This is a genomic window from Leucobacter sp. UT-8R-CII-1-4, assembly GCF_030010235.1.
Taxonomy (GTDB): domain Bacteria; phylum Actinomycetota; class Actinomycetes; order Actinomycetales; family Microbacteriaceae; genus Leucobacter.
Genome location: NZ_JASCRS010000004.1, coordinates 1 through 16,206, shown reverse-complemented (window position 1 = coordinate 16,206; position 16,206 = coordinate 1). Strand labels below are relative to the sequence as shown.

At 58.7% G+C, this 16,206-nt stretch carries 16 protein-coding genes and 1 rRNA gene; 5 read left to right on the top strand and 12 right to left on the bottom strand.

Going from position 1 to position 16,206, the window contains the following annotated elements; genetic code table 11:
* Positions 1 to 24: 24 nt before the first annotated feature.
* Complete coding sequence (locus tag QBL02_RS09745) at positions 25 to 1,080, top strand: Lrp/AsnC family transcriptional regulator (RefSeq protein WP_282726237.1); 1,056 nt, start codon at positions 25 to 27, stop codon at positions 1,078 to 1,080.
* A 54-nt stretch (positions 1,081 to 1,134) separates the two neighbouring features.
* On the opposite strand, the gene QBL02_RS09740 is transcribed toward QBL02_RS09745, so the two are convergent.
* From QBL02_RS09740 to QBL02_RS09725, 4 genes are all read right to left on the bottom strand, one after another.
* The gene (locus QBL02_RS09740; RefSeq protein WP_282726236.1) at positions 1,135 to 1,341 is read right to left on the bottom strand and encodes a hypothetical protein; all 207 of its coding nucleotides are present in this window, start codon (positions 1,339 to 1,341) and stop codon (positions 1,135 to 1,137) included.
* Positions 1,341 to 5,114 (bottom strand): AAA family ATPase, encoded by a 3,774-nt coding sequence (locus QBL02_RS09735; RefSeq protein WP_282726235.1) that lies wholly within the window; start codon positions 5,112 to 5,114, stop codon positions 1,341 to 1,343. Before QBL02_RS09735 ends, QBL02_RS09740 begins: the two co-directional genes overlap by 1 nt.
* Before the next feature lie 170 nt (positions 5,115 to 5,284).
* Positions 5,285 to 6,667 carry a solute carrier family 23 protein gene (locus tag QBL02_RS09730; RefSeq protein ID WP_282726234.1) on the bottom strand — a complete coding sequence of 461 codons (1,383 nt, stop codon included), beginning with the start codon at positions 6,665 to 6,667 and terminating at the stop codon, positions 5,285 to 5,287.
* Positions 6,668 to 6,716: 49 nt separating this feature from the next.
* A complete protein-coding gene (locus tag QBL02_RS09725) occupies positions 6,717 to 8,447 on the bottom strand; it encodes a glycerol-3-phosphate dehydrogenase/oxidase (protein ID WP_282726233.1) in 1,731 nt (576 codons plus the stop codon).
* A gap of 65 nt (positions 8,448 to 8,512) precedes the next feature.
* Between QBL02_RS09725 and QBL02_RS09720 the strand changes: the two genes are divergently transcribed.
* Positions 8,513 to 9,490 carry a sugar-binding domain-containing protein gene (locus QBL02_RS09720; RefSeq protein WP_282726232.1) on the top strand — a complete coding sequence of 326 codons (978 nt, stop codon included), beginning with the start codon at positions 8,513 to 8,515 and terminating at the stop codon, positions 9,488 to 9,490.
* Between the two features lie 18 nt (positions 9,491 to 9,508).
* Here the strand turns inward: QBL02_RS09720 and QBL02_RS09715 are convergent, their stop codons facing one another.
* From QBL02_RS09715 to QBL02_RS09700, 4 genes are all read right to left on the bottom strand, one after another.
* Positions 9,509 to 9,865: a cupin domain-containing protein gene (locus QBL02_RS09715; protein ID WP_282726231.1), complete on the bottom strand. Its 357-nt coding sequence runs from the start codon at positions 9,863 to 9,865 to the stop codon at positions 9,509 to 9,511.
* 25 nt (positions 9,866 to 9,890) lie between these two features.
* A complete protein-coding gene (locus QBL02_RS09710; RefSeq protein ID WP_282726230.1) occupies positions 9,891 to 11,312 on the bottom strand; it encodes an FAD-binding oxidoreductase in 1,422 nt (473 codons plus the stop codon).
* A 71-nt stretch (positions 11,313 to 11,383) separates the two neighbouring features.
* Positions 11,384 to 11,599, bottom strand: coding sequence for an HPP family protein (locus tag QBL02_RS09705; protein WP_282726229.1), 216 nt, complete (start codon positions 11,597 to 11,599; stop codon positions 11,384 to 11,386).
* Entirely contained in the window at positions 11,599 to 12,222 is a 624-nt protein-coding gene (locus QBL02_RS09700) for a CYTH domain-containing protein (RefSeq protein WP_282726228.1), read from the bottom strand. Before QBL02_RS09700 ends, QBL02_RS09705 begins: the two co-directional genes overlap by 1 nt.
* 64 nt (positions 12,223 to 12,286) lie before the next feature.
* Here QBL02_RS09700 and QBL02_RS09695 point away from each other — a divergent pair, with 64 nt between their 5' ends.
* Complete coding sequence (locus QBL02_RS09695) at positions 12,287 to 12,829, top strand: hypothetical protein (protein ID WP_282726227.1); 543 nt, start codon at positions 12,287 to 12,289, stop codon at positions 12,827 to 12,829.
* 49 nt (positions 12,830 to 12,878) lie between these two features.
* Here QBL02_RS09695 and QBL02_RS09690 read toward each other — a convergent pair whose 3' ends face one another.
* The 3 genes from QBL02_RS09690 to QBL02_RS09680 are packed head-to-tail and all read right to left on the bottom strand — an operon-like array spanning position 12,879 to position 14,904.
* Positions 12,879 to 14,306 (bottom strand): MBL fold metallo-hydrolase, encoded by a 1,428-nt coding sequence (locus QBL02_RS09690; protein WP_282726226.1) that lies wholly within the window; start codon positions 14,304 to 14,306, stop codon positions 12,879 to 12,881.
* Between the two features lie 23 nt (positions 14,307 to 14,329).
* Positions 14,330 to 14,704, bottom strand: a complete 375-nt coding sequence (locus tag QBL02_RS09685; RefSeq protein ID WP_282726225.1) for a thioredoxin family protein — start codon at positions 14,702 to 14,704, stop codon at positions 14,330 to 14,332.
* Between the two features lie 14 nt (positions 14,705 to 14,718).
* A complete protein-coding gene (locus QBL02_RS09680) occupies positions 14,719 to 14,904 on the bottom strand; it encodes a hypothetical protein (RefSeq protein ID WP_282726224.1) in 186 nt (61 codons plus the stop codon).
* A gap of 110 nt (positions 14,905 to 15,014) precedes the next feature.
* Here QBL02_RS09680 and QBL02_RS09675 point away from each other — a divergent pair, with 110 nt between their 5' ends.
* On the top strand, positions 15,015 to 15,296 hold the full coding sequence (locus tag QBL02_RS09675; RefSeq protein ID WP_282726223.1) for a metal-sensitive transcriptional regulator: 282 nt from the start codon (positions 15,015 to 15,017) through the stop codon (positions 15,294 to 15,296).
* 39 nt (positions 15,297 to 15,335) lie between these two features.
* Positions 15,336 to 15,959 (top strand): HAD-IB family phosphatase, encoded by a 624-nt coding sequence (locus tag QBL02_RS09670; RefSeq protein ID WP_282726222.1) that lies wholly within the window; start codon positions 15,336 to 15,338, stop codon positions 15,957 to 15,959.
* A 120-nt stretch (positions 15,960 to 16,079) separates the two neighbouring features.
* Here the strand turns inward: QBL02_RS09670 and rrf are convergent.
* A 5S ribosomal RNA gene (gene rrf, locus QBL02_RS09665) occupies positions 16,080 to 16,196 on the bottom strand.
* Between the last annotated feature and the right edge of the window lie 10 nt (positions 16,197 to 16,206).

Genomic DNA, 16,206 nt, shown 5'->3' with positions numbered 1-16,206 from the left:
TGAATAATCGGCGAGCATGAATGCATGAAACACGAGATTTCTGAGTTGGATCGCAGTCTCGTAACCGCGCTGCAAATTTATCCGCGAGCTGGCTGGGCGCAGCTCTCCCCGATTCTGCATACCTCCGCGAGCACGCTTTCAAGGCGGTGGGATGCGCTCACCGAAGCAGGTCTTGTCTGGTCGAGCGCGCTTACCGCTGTGCTCAATCGGCCACTCAGCGTGCAGGCTGGCATGGTTGAGATTCGATGCACTACTGGCATGCGCGAACAGGTGATCGCGGAACTCGTGAGCATGCCCGACGTGTACAGCGTCGTCTCCTGTGCCGGCGCTCAAGACCTCGTTTGTATGGTGTTTGCTGACAGCCTCTACGCGGTCGATCGTTTTGTGAACGAACACATCATCGTGGTTGATGGCGTGGCGGGCGCACTCGTCAACTTTGTCAGCGGCATTTCGGTTGAGGGCTCCGAGTTTCGACTCGGTAGCTTGAGCGATCAACAAATACGTGCGGTGACGGCCCTGCGACCGGCAAGATCGTCGGCTGCTGCCGCACCGAACCCCGCCCAGATTGAGATTGCCAGGCATCTCGCCCGTGACGCCCGTCGATCTGCCGCTGACATCGCCAGGATCACCGGACACTCACACGCACACGTGCAACGCCAGATTGCCCTGATGCAATCGGCAACCTGGTTCATGCCGCGCATTGATTTTTCGGTCACTGATTTTGGGTTGACCGCCGTCTACTTCTGGCTCGACTGTCCCGCCGACGAAAGCACCAAACTCGCAAGTTTTGTACGTCGGTCTCCCGGCATTCGCCTCGCCCTACCGATTGTGGCGAGGTCGAACCTTTTACTCTCGGTCTGGCTACCGGGGCTCGATCAAATCTCAGAGTTCGAACGCGAACTGGTCAAGCACATTCCGCGAATCACCGTAGTCGATCGGTGGCCACAGATTTCTGCCCGCAAACGCCTTGGCGTTCCGCTTGATTCGCGCGGCCGTTACTCCGCTGAAGCCAAGAAGCTGCTCGACCACAAAACCTTTGAACATCCCCCAGCGTTGCTTGAGCACCTGCAGAAAATGTAGACCAGGCCCGTCACCCCACCCGGCCGCACGATCTAGCGGCTCCTCGAAGGCAAGCTACCCCCAGTGTGGCGGGCGGTCTGCCAGCAGGCGTGCATCGTTCTCGTTATTCGCACGAGTTTGAATACGCTTCTTAGCGACCCGAGGCTGCTTAGTATCGGCTGGTTCAACTTGCTTGGCATCGACAGGCGCAACCGGCGCAACCCGCTCAAGCGGCGGATCCACCTGCGTCACCCGGCGGTTCTTCCGAGAAGACACAGCCATTAGAACAGTTGTGCAGCTGCGGCTTCACCCTCAGCGGCAGGCTGATCCCCCGCCTGAGCAGCTTCTGGATCGTAACCAACAATGCTCGCTACCCGCAACGCAACCCGTTCCGGGTCGGCGAAGAGGTCAAAGCTGTGCACCCGATGGTAGTGCCAACCGAGGCGTCGAAGCACCGCGGGGCGCAGACGCAGCGAGCTACGAAGCCCCTGCTCCACTGCCCCAGCAAAGTCGAGGTCAATCGCAATCGCGCGATCACCAAGCGATGCAGCCAGCGGAATAGCGCCACGATAATCAAGCGCAACCTTCAGGCCGAGCCGTTCAAGCTGATCAGCGAGTTCACCGAGCAGCGGATCACGCTCAGAAGGTAGCGAAACCTGCTCTGGCTCTGGGTGTTCAAGCGCCAAGAGCTCTGAAAGCTCGATCACACCGTGCTTGATCCTCGCAGTATCGAGGTGCTCTGGCCTGAAGCAGCTAACAATCGTCATGCCGCGGCGAGCACGAGTCATGCCGACCGCAATCAGTCGTTCGCCACCGGGCTTGCCAAGCGAACCAAAGTTTGAAAGCACGCGACCGTGCGGGGTACGACCGTAACCGATCGAGAAGATCACTCGATCGCGGCTCTGCGCCATAGCCTGCTCAAGCGTCAGCACGGCAAACGGTTCAGCCCGCTCACCAAGCAAGAACTCTCGGTACTGCGGCAGCTTCGAGAAGGCCTGCAACACAGCCTGCTGCACGCGAACAGAGTGACGTGTGCTCGCGGTGAGCACCATCAACGACTCACGAGGGCGCTCGGCCGCGTGCTGGAGCACCAATTGGACCACACGGTTCACCTCGGCGTCGGTGCTCTCGACCGCGCCGGTGTGCGGATCTGGTAGGCCCTGACCGTCAGTCACAAACTCAACCGTGAGGCTCGAGTGTCCAAGGAAGGTACCAGCCCACGGCAACGACTCAATATCGCCGCCATAGAAGCGTGAGTTGACCAGATTGGTCAGATCCTCGCCGCCTGCGCGGTAGCTTCGCGTCAGTGAAAGCTCGGGCAGCACTGAACGCAACTGCGCGTAGGCGCTGCGGTCGTGCAGATCTGCGGCTGGCTCGTTGGCAGACTGCGACTCTTCGTGCAGACTGCGCACCGCAATCTCAAAACGTGACGGTGTCTGCGTGACCGTGTCGCCGAATGCGACGACCTGCTGCGCGCGACGCACTGCGCTCACATTCTCGACAAGCGTTGTAGCGCCGGCGTCAACGAGTACGACGGTATCAAAACGCAATTCTGAAGGCAGGCTCGCAACTTCGTAAGGCGAAAGCACCCAAACAGGAGCGAGCGCACCGAGCAGCGTTGGTGCCTGCTGGGCCAGCTGCAGCAACGAAGAATCGCCGCTGCGCAGCAATTCGCGAAGGGCGAGCGCTTCACCGCGGTTATCGGCGACGGCGATGCGCCAAGCATCAGCAAGCCGACCGCCAAGCACAGCACCACTGGCCCCGGCGTGCGCGTCGTCAACCAAGCGGAAGTCTGCCTCAAGGCGCTCAATCACCGAGGTGTTTGCACTGAGCAGAGCCTCGTTCGTCTGCAGCATGCGCTCAAGAGCCGACTGCCACCAGGCTTGTTCAAGTTCGGCGGCAACCTGGCTGACCGGAACATGTCGCGCCGACAGGTCGTCAATCAGCGTCTCAAGGTGGGCTGCACGCAAACGCTCCACAATTGCGGTGCGCTCCTGAATGTTCTGAAGCACCTCGCTTTCGCGAGCAAGATCGGTGGTGCGACGAGCAAGCGTTGGCAATGGCATGGTGCGCAGACGCTCACTGTCGTGAGTGACGCCAAGCACACGATCAAGTTCATCCAGATCTTGGTAAGCCGTTTGGAACGCCGCTGCCACATCAGCAATGCCCAGTGGCACCTCCGGTGGCGCGCCAACTACCGTGCTGTAGCGCTGCCAGAGCACACGCTGCTGCTGAATCTGCATCAGACGCGTGTACATGTCGTTTACGTGCACTCCCGGGCGCACGTACTCGCGAGCGAGACGGCGCATCCGTCGGCGGTTGCTATTTGACATGTCCTCGCCACCTCGCGGCGCGTGCGCAGCGATCACTTCGTCGAGTGGGCGGTCAAAGACCTCCGGTGAGAAGCGGTCGAGGGTGTCGCGCACGCCCATCAGTAGGCGCAGGTAAACGCCGAGTTCAGAGATGGTCTCGTACGGGCGCAGCGCGGTCTGCTCAATGAGCTGATTCGCCTGCGAAATAAGTCGGGGCAGTTGCGATTCGGCGAGGTCAACCGCGAGCGCGTAGGCGCTTCTCGCAGCTTCTGTCGTCGCAAAGTCGACCCCGTACCACGGCGAATCACTCGGACCGTACTGAAACTGGCCGAGGCGTGCTGCCTCAGTGATGTCTTCGGCTATCGAAGATCGATCGAGAGTGAGTTGGCCGAGTGCCTTATCGTCAAGGCGCACCGTCGTAGTGGGCGCCTCTGGCAGCAAAGCCAGTCGGCTCAGCTCGCGAAGTGCTTCAAGCGGTGATACGGCGAATCGCTGATCCTTGGTGACCAGCGCTTCTTCGTAGCTCAGTAGTACGCTGCGCAGACGAACCAGTGCGTCGTCGATTTCGCGCTGCGAGCCGGGAGCTGCGGCTTCGTTCCGGCTGATCGCTTCAACCAAGTTTCGGCGCAAGAGTCGCGGGGTCACGGCAAGGCCGCTCAGTCCAACGCGGCTGAGGCGGTGTGAAATTCCGTCGAGAGTTGAGCGTCGAGGCGACACGACGAGGACACGCTTGCCGGCACGAACGAGTTCACCAACCGCGCTCACAACGGTCTGGGTACCACCGGTTCCGGGAAGCGTGCGCACCACTACCGAGTGACCGGCGCCAATCTGCGCCAGCACATCGTCTTGCTCAGGGTCTGAGTCGTAGAGGTGTCGATCTGCTTCGGGTGAGCGATGGTTGGGGTGGGTAGCGGTGACCGGACGATACGACGCCTCAATCTGCTGCTTCGCTACTTCGCTGCCGCAGACCGCCTGCAATACCGGAGTATCGAGCTGTCTTGCATCGGCAACCATCTGCTGCGAGACATTCAAGAATGACGAAGCAACGAGTCTTGGCTGCACCACAAACCCTGGCACGCCGGTAACCATCTGGCGAAGTCGATCAATCACCGGTTGCGGCTTAAACACGCCCTCGCTTTGCGAAAGCTCAAGCAGCGTGCGCGCGTCAATGACCAAACCGAATTGTTCGCGCAGCGTAGCCAATAGTTCGCGGTTGACGATCGGATTCTTTTTGAGCTTCAGCTCAAAGTCGCGACCGTAGCGGCGAATTGCGAGCGGGCGAAGCAGCACAGGTGCGCAAAAATCTTCACCCTCAAAGTGCCACTTTGCAATGCCAACGCCAAGGTGCACTGTTTCAAGGCCGCGCACGGCCCGCATTTCGGTTGCCTTATCGGTAACTCTCCCCGCTGCGATTCGTGCCTGACGAAGTGCCACGTCATCACGAATCAGGGCGGAGAGCAAAATCTTTTGGCCGGTAATGAACTGCGGCATTCCGCCCGGGTGGGTGGTCGACAGTTCGATCCGATTCATTGGCTCATCATCAAAATGAGTCAGCGAACTCGGTCCACCGATTTCCGCGAGTTCTTCTCGCCATTGTTGATGTTCCGCCGCGAACGCATCGACGGCGGTAACTGGAGCCTGCGGCGGTGCCGTCAGGTCTGTGGTTTCTTGTGTGGTCACTGGATCTTCGAGCTTCGGAGCAAGGGCACCCTCTGCCGTGGGTGCACCGCTAGATTGAGGCACGTCGGCCCCTTGGGTACTCGCGCCTTGTTTACGACGCCGGTCTACACTCCACACACCGTCACCCTACGACGCGAAACTCCGAAACCGCGGAAATTGTTCGGCGCGCCGGAGTATAGCGAAAAAGGTAGTGCCCGGTCGCAATGCGAACCGGGCACTACCAGATCTGGCGTTTACGCCTCTTCTTGCACCTTCACCGAGCCGGTCCCAGGCTCGATCGGACTGACAGCGTCGCCGAGACCACGAACTCGCGCGGCCCAAGCCATCAGGTGGTACACCAGGATCGCCGCTAGCGTGCCAAGCGCAATACCGTTGAAGACAATTGGGCTCGACTCCGAGCCAAGCACGAGACCGAAGTCTGCGATACCAACAATCAGCGCAACCGCAGCGGTGAACTGGTTGATTGGCTTTGAGAAGTCAACTTTGTTGTCGATCCAGATCTTTACACCGATCAGACCGATCAGGCCGTAGAGCGCGACGGTGACACCGGCGAGCACTCCGGCCGGTACCGAGAAGATAATCGCGCCAACCTTTGGCGAGAAGCCAAGCAGCATCGCGATAATGCCGGCAGCCCAGTAGGCGGCAGTCGAGTAGACGCGGGTCGCAGCCATCACGCCGATGTTCTCGCCATAGGTGGTCGTGCCTGAGCCGCCGCCGAAACCAGCGAGCATGGTTGAAATACCGTCAGCAAGTAGTGCCCGGCCGGTGACTGGGTCAAGATCGCGGTTGATCATGAGGCCAACGCTCTTCACGTGACCAACGTTTTCAGCAATCAGCACAAGCACTACTGGCAAGAACATTGGCAGCAGGCCCCAGAGTGATGGATCAGAGAATGGGTTGCCAGGCAGGTGGAAGTCTGGCAGGCCAATCCAGGCTGCGTCGCGCACACCATCAAAGTTCACTTCTCCCATCAGTACGGCGGCAAGGTAGCCAACGCCCATGCCGAGCACGATTGAGAGGCGGCCAAGAATTCCGCGGAAGATCACGGTGATCAGCAGCACAGACACGATGGTGATCAGCGCCACCCACCCCGAATTTGCGGTGGCGTTCCAGTTGTTCTTTACTGCTGGCGCCAGGTTGAATCCGATCAGGGCGACAATTGCACCCATGACGACCGGTGGCATCAGTGCGTTGATCCAGCGTGTACCGAAGCGCTGCACAATAATGCCGACAATCGTCATCAGTACGCCGATGGCGAGAATGCCGAACGAAGCTCGGGCGAAGCCTTCGGCGCTTGGCATGTCGCCGCTGCCGAGGCCGACCCCTGTTGCCACACCGATGGGCGCAAGGAACGCAAACGATGAACCGAGGTAGCTTGGCAGGCGGTTGCCGGTAAGCACCAAGAAGAGCAGGGTGCCAAGGCCGGAGAAGAACAGGGTGGCGGTCGGCGGGAAGCCGGTCAGCAGTGGCACCAAGAACGTGGCACCGAACATCGCGACTACGTGCTGCGCACCAAACCCGATGGTCTTCGGCCAGCTCAGCCGCTCTTCTGGAAGGACGATTGCATCAGGCGCGACCGTTTTGCCGTCGCCGTGCTGCTTCCAAGACATGCCCATTTGCTCTCCTCTGAGCTCTCTCAAACAAGTTTCCTCAGAGAACTCTATGTCACTGCGGGGCTGCGGCGAGCGCCAGACGTGTTCTTGGTAGTAGTTCCTGTTCTGCTGCGGCAATTTCTGCTGCGATTTGCGCTTCGTTCCAGGCGAGGATCGGAGCCATAATGTTCGCGATTTCTGCGATACCGCTCGCTGAAGTTCCGACGAATGCGAGGTTTGTGCGGCGTCGTAGCAGGTCAGTGAGGTGCACAACAGACTCGTTTTTGGTCAAGTACTCAATTTCAGCGTGTGAGTAGTCTGATACAAATTCGAGCGGCGAGTCTGGGCCTTGCTCAATCTCATCTGCGACTTCGAGTGCGAGTGTGCCGTATCGTTCAAGCAGAATTGCAAGGCGCTCCCGCGGAATCGAGGAGGCTGCTGCTGCGATCCAACGTTCTTTCGCCCGGTCACTCGCTGGGAAATCTCTACCGCCACCAATTGCTAGCTCAGCGGTGGAAACGTTGCGGCTCGCGCCAAGTTCGCTCAGCACCAGATCAGTAATAGTTTCGGCTGATGCTCGAAAGGTAGTGAGCTTTCCTCCGATAAGGGTCAGCATCGATTTGCTGGCGCCGGCGAAGTCGCTGCGTTCGACCCGGTAGTCGCGTGACACAAACCCTGGGGCTTGATCGACGTGACGTGGCAGGGGTCGCACGCCACTCATCAAGTGCACAATGTCTTGGCGTCCGACCTTAATACCGGGGAACACGTGTGCGATCAGTTCGAAGAAGTAGTCAATCTCGGCTTCGGTGCACTCGGCGGGCTCACGCATGTCGTGCTCCAGGTCGGTTGTGCCGACCAGCACGCGACCGTTCAGGGGGTGGATCAGCACGATCCTGCCGTCATTGTGTTCGAAGAAGATTTCGTGGCCCTTGGTTGCAGCGAGCAATTCTGGGTGGTCCAGCACGATGTGTGAGCCCTTTGTGCCGCCCATGAACGCGGTGGGTTCGCCGAATCCTTCGTTCGTAAGCTCAACCCAGGGCCCTGTCGCGTTCACGACTACGTCTGCATTGAATAGAATTTCGGTCTGCTGCACGTTGTCACATAGTAGCACTCCGCCATCGCGCGTTCCGATTGCCGCGGTATAGCTGGCAACCCTCGCGCGACCGTTCCCGGCGGTGATCGCATCGCGGAGCATGTCTATACCAAGACGTTCTGGGCTGTGCGCCGAGGCGTCCCAGTAGCTCGCCGTGTACTTGACGTTCGGGTCAAGTTGCGGGAATTCGTGCAGTGACTTCTTGCGTCCATGAAAGCGATGTCGGGGCACACGGCCTCCGTCGCGAGAGAAGGAGTCGTAGAGAGTGAGCCCAAATTTGATGAGCGCGGCACCGCGTTCTTTGCTCTTTTTTGAACCGTGCATGAGAAACCGCATGGGGGCTGACAATACCCCGGAGAATGTCGAATAGATCGGAATAGTTGTCTCTAGTGGCTTCACTAGGTGCGGCGCGATGCGCAAGAGCCGATTTCGCTCTTGTACGGCCTCGCGCACAAGTCGAAATTCACCGTTTTCGAGGTAGCGAACGCCGCCGTGGATCATGTGGCTTGATGCGGCAGATGCGCCGCTCATCACATCGGCTGCATCAACCAGCACTACGTCGATCCCCTGCAGCGCGAGGTCACGGAACGTTGCGATTCCGTTGATGCCAGCACCAAGAATCAATACTTGGGCGTTCGGTCGCTGCATAAGGTCTGCGACCGCTGCGGCCTGACTGGGCAGCGAGCTTTGGGCAGAAGATGCATTAGTCATAGTTCCATTGTGAAAACTCGCGAGAAGAGTTGCAAGGCTCGTGCACATATGTGCACACTTAAGTTATGAATGAGCCAGATCGCAATGAGGCAATGTGGGCTGCCGCCAATGCTTACTACCTTCGCGGTGAAAAGATGGAGGCGATCGCCGACAGCATGCGTGTCTCCCGCTCAACAGTGTCACGACTTCTCCAAGATGCGCGTGACACCGGCATCGTCGACATACGTGTTCGTTCCCCTTTTAATGAGGTCGCCAGACTCGAAGAGGCCCTGCGGGAACGTTTTGGGGTGCACTCCCACGTAGCCGGTGTTCGAGCAGACGCAAGCGAAGGCGAACGCCTTGACCAGGTGGCCCAGCTTGCCGCAGAGATTCTCGCTGGCCTGGTGAGTTCACATATGACTGTCGGTATCGCCTGGGGGTCAACGCTCGCTGCAATCAGCCGCAAGCTCAGCGCGACCCACACCGCAGACACCGTGTTTGTGCAGCTCAACGGTTCGGGCAACATGTGGACCACAGGCATTGCCTACGCCAGCGACATTCTGCGCCGATTTGGTCGGGCATTTACAGCCCAGGTGCAGCACTTTCCGGTGCCAGCTTTCTTCGACAACCCAGCCACAAAAACAGCACTCTGGCAGGAGCGAAGCACCCGGCGCATCCTTGATCTGCAAGCAAAACTCGACATGATCATTTTTAGCGTTGGTGCTGCACAATCACCCGTGCCAAGTCACGTTTACGCTGAGGGCTATTTAGAGAACGAGGACCTCCAGTCCCTCGAGAGCGAACGCGTGGTCGGCGATGTCGCCACCGTGTTCTTCCGCGAAGATGGCACAAGCGCAGACATCAAACTCAATGCGCGCGCAAGTGGTCCCAGCCTTCACCAACTCGCGCATGTCAAACGTCGAGTCTGCGTGGCTGCCGGCGAGGGCAAGGCCAAAGCATTGGCTGGGGCACTCGCGGCAGGCCTGGTTACCGATCTGGTTCTCGATGAGGCCATCGCTCGAGCACTGCTTGAACGCTCCGACCCACTTCGACAGGCTAGATAGCCAAAAGTCGCGGCAACGTTACGCCGAGAGATACACCTTGCGAATGTGATCTTTCACAATCCAGCGTGTCCGAGTCCCAGCGTTCAAGCGCATCACATCGCCGGTCTTCACGTCGACGCTTCGCCCCTCATCAAGCAGCTTGATTGTCGCACCACCTGAAATTACAACGAAGAGCTCGTCGACCTCAGTGTCGAGCACCGCCCCGTCACGTAGCTCCCAGATGCCTGCCTCGCACTCACCGATAGTGCCAAGGGCCAGCGTTCCCTGGCGCGGGTTTCCGTAGTCGACCTCTTCAGCAGGCACTGCTTCAAGCGGAACGATCGCCCCGCGCCCGTGCACCACACCGTTCAAGCCGTCTGGCAGCAAGTAGTTCATCGCGTTCTCCTGTGTTGTGGTGTGTTTATGAGTCAAAACCGAGGCCGAGCGCATCGAGTGTTTTCAGCAGAATGTTCCGTTTGCCGCCTTGGTGGTCGGCACGGTCGAGTGACCAGCGAGTGAGATTGATGCCGATGCTAGCGAGTGGCTCTGGCGGGAACGGCAGCGGAACTTCGCGCACCATTTCAAGCTGGGTTCGCTCGGTGGTTCGCCCCTCGAGCCTGTCCACCATCACGTCTGCCGCAAAATGGGTGGCGCCAACGCCGAGCCCGGTGAAGCCCGCAACATATTGCACTCGACCGTCAAACGCCTGCCCGTAGAACGCGCAGAAGCGAGTTGATGTGTCAATCACGCCGGCCCAACGGTGCGTGAACTTCACGCCTTCGAGCTGCGGGAAGGTCGTGAAGAAGTGCTTCGCCAGTCGACGGTGAGTTTCCATGCGATTTTCGTACTCAGCGCGGATACGGCCACCTGTGAAGTACACGGCGTCGTACCCACCCCAGAGAATCCGGTTGTCTTTCGTGAGCCGCGAGTAGTGAAATTGGTTCGCCATATCGGCGAGTCCTTCTCGCCCACTCCAACCGATCGCAGCCAATTGTTCGTCAGTTAGCGGCTCGGTCATCAGCACATAGTCATACACCGGAACCGTGTGGAAGGTGTAACGCTTCAGCAGAGAGGGGAAAACGTTCGTGCAAAGCGCGGCACGCTCAGCGTTCACAGTGCCGCGATTCGTCTCGAATTGCAACGGTTCGTCGCTCTGGCCACTGAGACGCAGCACTCGGGTATTTTCATAGATTTCGACACCGAGCTCGTGCGCATGACGGGCCAGCTCTGCGGCAAGCTTTGCTGGGTGCACGTTCGCGTTTTCACGTGGCGAGAATTCACCCGCGAGAAATGTTGGTGAGGCAATACGTTGCTGCACCTGCTCTGCGTTAAGTGCTTCAACATGCGGGTCGGGATTCTCCCCCACCCATTCCACTTGATAGGGCTCGTTTGCCACGGAGAGCTGACCGGTGCGCTCAAAATCAACGTCAAGCTTGTGTTCGTTGATAAAGCGCTCAATCGCATCCAGGTTTTCGTAGCCTAGGCGTCGCAGGGTTTCCACTTCGTTTGGCCACCGCGACTCGGCATTTGACTCACCGTGGGTGATACTGGCTTCGCAAAATCCGCCGTTTCGTCCTGAGGCAGCCCAGCCAACCTGCTTGGCTTCAAGCAACACCACCCGGCGATCCGGGTGTTCTGTTTTCAGCTTGATTGCTGTCCATAGGCCTGCGTAGCCGCCACCCACAACAACGTCATCTGCGATACGCGATCCTGGCAGCACCGGGTACCGCGCCGCCGTATCGGCAATGCTCTCGATCCAGTAGCAACCGAGTCTTGTGTCAGCGAGTGAGCTGTCGATAACCGATTCAGCCGGTGGATACTTCTCGAAAACGGTGGGTTCCATGATGCGCCTTTGCTTCCTTACGTGGTGGTCCGCCCCTCATCGCTGAAGATAGCGGCGTTTTTCTGCCTCGTCTACTCGGTAGGCGGTTTCATAATTGCGCCGACGGCGAGCCCGAATGCGATGCCTGCTGGCAGCCAGTACCAAAACGTGGTGATTGCGCTGATGACCACACCGACAATGATGCCCATTACGATGCCGACAATGATCTGCTTACGGCGAGCCTCGCGCGAAACCTCTTCGCCCTTGCCCCGTTTGTTCTTTTTTGCTCCGCGCTTGTCTGCGTTCATTATGCGTCACCCTCTGCGCTCATCGTGCGTTGAATTTTTGAAGTTCCGCGAACCCTGCGAGCGCCTACGGCAACGAGCAACGGTTCAATCTGGTCGAGTAGCGTCGGATCAGCGTCAGGCATGAGTTCAGCCTCCCACTCACGCCAAGCCTGCTGTCTGCCGGTAAGTTCGTTTACCGCTTCGACGCGGTCATCGGCAAGTTCAACAACAGCGTTGCCCGCCTGGTCGAAAAGCATCGTGGTCACTCGAATGGTGCGCAGCGTTGCGATTGTTTGCAAACGCTGGATCGCGGCTTCGCCGATACGCTCAGCCACTTCAGCGCGCAGGCCGGTCGGCATCTCCACCGAGCTTGGCCAGAGCAGTTCGCGGGCGCCGTCTTCGCCCTTTGCTTTGAGATGCCAGCCTTCGTCTTTGCCACCGAGTCGATGTCGTAGGGCCAGCCGTTGCGCTGCGAGTTCGACCGCGGGAGTGTCGAAATAGCTGGCGTGAAGCTCGTGTTCCAGCGTCTCTGCCGGCTGCAGGTTCACGGTCGCAAACGCCGCCACGTCGGGCAACGAAGTGTCTTCAGACACTTCGTATTTTCGCTCGATTTCAAAGCTTTCGATCGCTCCGTTGTTCTCCACACGACCAGCTTAGAGGCGCAAGCTGATTGCTCCCAGAAACACCTGACCCCAATACACTTACTGCATGGGTGAATTCGATGGGCAGAACCAGGCGAATGCAAGTGCCCTTCATGTCGCGCAAGAGACTGCAATGCTTCTTCAGCAGGCTTCCATTCGGCCCGAAGCGCTCGCTGAGTACGTTCCCGCTGGCAAACGCCTGCTCGTGCTGCCAAGACCTGCGACGATGCGGCCGCTGGCCGAGGTTTGGCGGCTAGGATCGCTGCTTCTTGGCGTTGACCATTCCCTTTGGGCTGCAGGGCCTTCGACTCGCGCAGCTGAACGAGGTCGTCTGGGGTATCAATCACTCTCACGAGAGGAGCGTCGTGACATCGCTGCGGCGGCGCTGCGTGGAGGTTACGCGCTCGGGCAGTCAGTGAATTTCGACGCGGTGCCGATCCACCTTGATGAAGCTTCGTTGCATGAGCTCGACGAGGGGCTTCCCGTCGGTTTCTCAAACGGTGAACTGCGGGTGCGATGGCGCGCTGGCGCACCGCTCGAAGGCGCGCCGACGCTCGCGCGCTATTTCAAGGAACGCGCCGCTCTTCTGATCGAGCGAGAGGGCGCTTAGCGGCTGATTTCACTCAACCATCGCTGCGCGCGTTCGCGCCCTCTCATGCTCACCCTGCGGCGGTGTATCGAGCGGTTGCCAGCCCCGCATCGCGCCAAGCCTGATAGCTCCCCTCAAGCTCGACGATCTCGTAACCTTCGCGTCGGAGCGCGCTGGCGATGACACTATTGCGCACTCCGCTTTGGCAGTAGCTCACGATCGTGCCGGCCTCAGGTTCGGGCAGCTGGTCGAGATTCCATAGCGCTCGGCCTGCGGCCAGTTGCGCTGCCTTTGGAAGATGGCCCGCCGCGAACTCTGTCTTGTTTCGCACATCGAGCAGCATAACTCGGTCGAGGCTGTCGAGCTCGTGCGGTGAGACGAGCTGCGGTTGAGACAGTTGCAGTCCGTCGAGGGAGGTAATGAAGCCTCTCACTGTGTCAATGCCAACGCGAAGCAGGTGGTCTCGCATTTCCTCTGCGATTGCTCTGCTCGGCACAAATAGGACGAGCGGCAGTTGCTCTCGCTCGGGATCGTATACCCATGAGGCGTAGCTCGCCGATTTCGCTGGGCCAGGCACGTTCAGTGCACCCGGCACCGTGCCCGCATGTACTTCAGTGTTGTGCCTCGTGTCGACCAAGATCGCCTGCTCTTTGGCGAGTTCTACCCGCAGGCTTGGAGCATCGAATTCAATTAGCTCAGCCGGTGAAGCGATCAGCGCTGGGCCAGACTTATTCTGAGATTTCATTCGCGCAAAATAGCCGTGAGCGTCGGGTTGGCCGTTGAGAAGTTCTGCAACAAAACCAGCTTCGTCATTGTTCTGAAGATATTTTCCCCACCACGAGAAGTTCCGTTCATAGCCCACTGTTGTTGCCGCAATTGCGCCAAGCGCTTTGCCGCAGGCCGAACCGGAGCCGTGTGCCGGCAGCACCTGGACATAGTCGGGCAGTATCAAGAATTGATCGCGCAGGCTCTTAAAAAGATCCTTCGCACCTGTGAAGCGGGTGTCGACGTGCCCTGCAGCCTCGTCGAGAAGATCCGGTCGCCCAACATCGCCAACAAAGACAAAATCGCCGCTCAGCAGAAAGCCCGGCGTATCGCTTTGCGCGCCATCTGTCACCAGAAATGACATGTGTTCCGGAGTGTGCCCGGGTGTGTGCACTGCTTCGACCGTGATGTTGCCAAGCCGCAGACGATGCCCGTGCTTCATTCGGGTGGCTTGCGCGAAGCCTTCGCCATAGCTCCAGTCAATGCCGCCCTCGTCTGACACGTACATTGTCGCGCCCGTGTGCGCGGCGAGCTCTCGGGTGCCCGAGAGGTAATCAGCATGAATGTGGGTCTCGGCAACAGCAGCGATACGAATGTTGTGCTTCGCGGCAAGGTCAAGGTACACCTGAATATCGCGACGCGGATCCACCACAATGGCCTCGCCATTTGACTGGCAGGCAATCAGATAGCTCGCCTGGGCGAGGTCTTCGTCATAGATACGTTCAAGCAGCATGTAGTGGGCTCCGGTTCTAGCGTTTATTGTTTTTCGGGCTGTTCAGATTCGTCGATCTGCTTGCGAACTTCGTCCATATCGAGTTCTTTCGCGCCTTGAATGAGCTGTTCTAGCTGGCCTGCGGGGAGAGCTCCTGGCTGCGCGTAGAGCAGGATGCCATCGCGGAAGATCGCGAGAGTTGGAATTGAGGTGATTCGGAATCCGGCAGCGAGTTCTTGTTCGGCTTCTGTATCGACTTTGCCGAACACAATGTCGGGGTGCTGCTCTGAGGCGCGCTCATATGTTGGCGCGAAGGATCGGCACGGCCCGCACCAAGCTGCCCAGAAATCTACAATCGCGATCCCGTCGCGCTCGACGGTGTCATTGAATGTTGCGAGTGTGAGGTCGGTTGTTGCCATGATTCTTCCTTTGTTTATCGTCCGAAGAGACGTGCGAAAAAGCCGGGGCGCGATTCTGAAGCGGCCGCGATCTCGGCTTGGCTGTGCTTGCCATTGCACCACTGCGAGCTGGGAACGCTCGCTTTCACCATAGCGACGTGCTGACCGCAGCCCGCCCAGGTGGTTTTGCCACAGGTCTTGCAGTTCGTTGGTCTGCACATTGAGGTTCTCCTAAAGTCCAAGTTATACCCCAGGGGGTATCTATGAAACAGAATACCCTAGGGGGTATCATTGATGTCAAGTTAGATCGGCCAATACACAAGGAGCATTCATGCCCGATAAGGCGCCTAGCCCAAAAGATCTTGAAGCAAAGCGCAAGATCAGCAATCGTCTCCGTCGCGCGCAGGGGCAGCTTGCAGCCGTGATCGACGCAATTGACGACGATGCCCCCTGCCGAGATGTGGTGCACCAACTCTCTGCAGTGTCAAAGGCGATTGATCGCGCCGGCTTCCTGGTGATATCCACGGCGCTCAAAGAGTGCATAGAGAACCCAGACAACCCAGATAACGCCGATCAAGACGAACTCGAAAGGTTGTTTCTCTCACTCGCCTAAACCGCATTCGAAGCCAAGAAGCCGTAGAGTTGTCTGGCTATGCTTCACGTTTTTGATTTGGACGGCACGCTCATTCATGGCTCCACCGCGAGCCTCGAAATAGCAAAGGTCACCGGCACCACCGTTGAACTCGCCGAGCTCGAGAGAAGCTTCGGCGCAGGAAAGATTGGCACCAGGCAGTTCGCTCACGCCATCGGTCAATTGTGGCGCGGACTCTCGCACGAGACCGTCGAGCAAGCGATGCACGGCACACCTTTTCTCAGCGGCATTGCGGAGGTCATTCAAGACATCCGGGCACGCGGCGAACGCTCTGCCTTGATCACGATGACCCCGAATTTCTTCGCAGATCGAATGAGCGTGTTCGGCTTTGACCACATCGCGGGATCCGTGTTTCCGGCGCTTCCCTTGGCCAAAGATCCCAACCCAGAGCTGATCCTGGTGCCTGAATCGAAGGTGAGTATCACTGCCACTTGGCTGAAGCTCTACGGACTTTCGTGGAGCGAATGCGTCGCATACGGAGATTCGCTCTCAGACCTCCCGCTCTTTGCACAGCTAGAGAACACTATCGCGATCAACGCCAGCGAGAGCCTGCAAGCCCTCAGCAGGCACATCTACACCGGCGGGAGCATCTGGGAGGCATACACCCAAGCGCACACACGATAGGCGCGAGGAGCGCTTGGCGCGCTCGGCTCTGGCAAACTTGACGCGCTTGATGCGCCCAGTTTTTGGGCATAAAAAAAAGGGGGGCTGATCCAAGATCAGCCCCCCTTTCTATGAAAAGGAGTCCGGCGGTGTCCTACTCTCCCACACCCTCCCGAGTGCAGTACCATCGGCGCTGTCAGCCTTAGCTTCCGGGTTCGGAATGTAACCGGGCGTTTCCCTGACGCTATAACCACCGTAACACTATTAA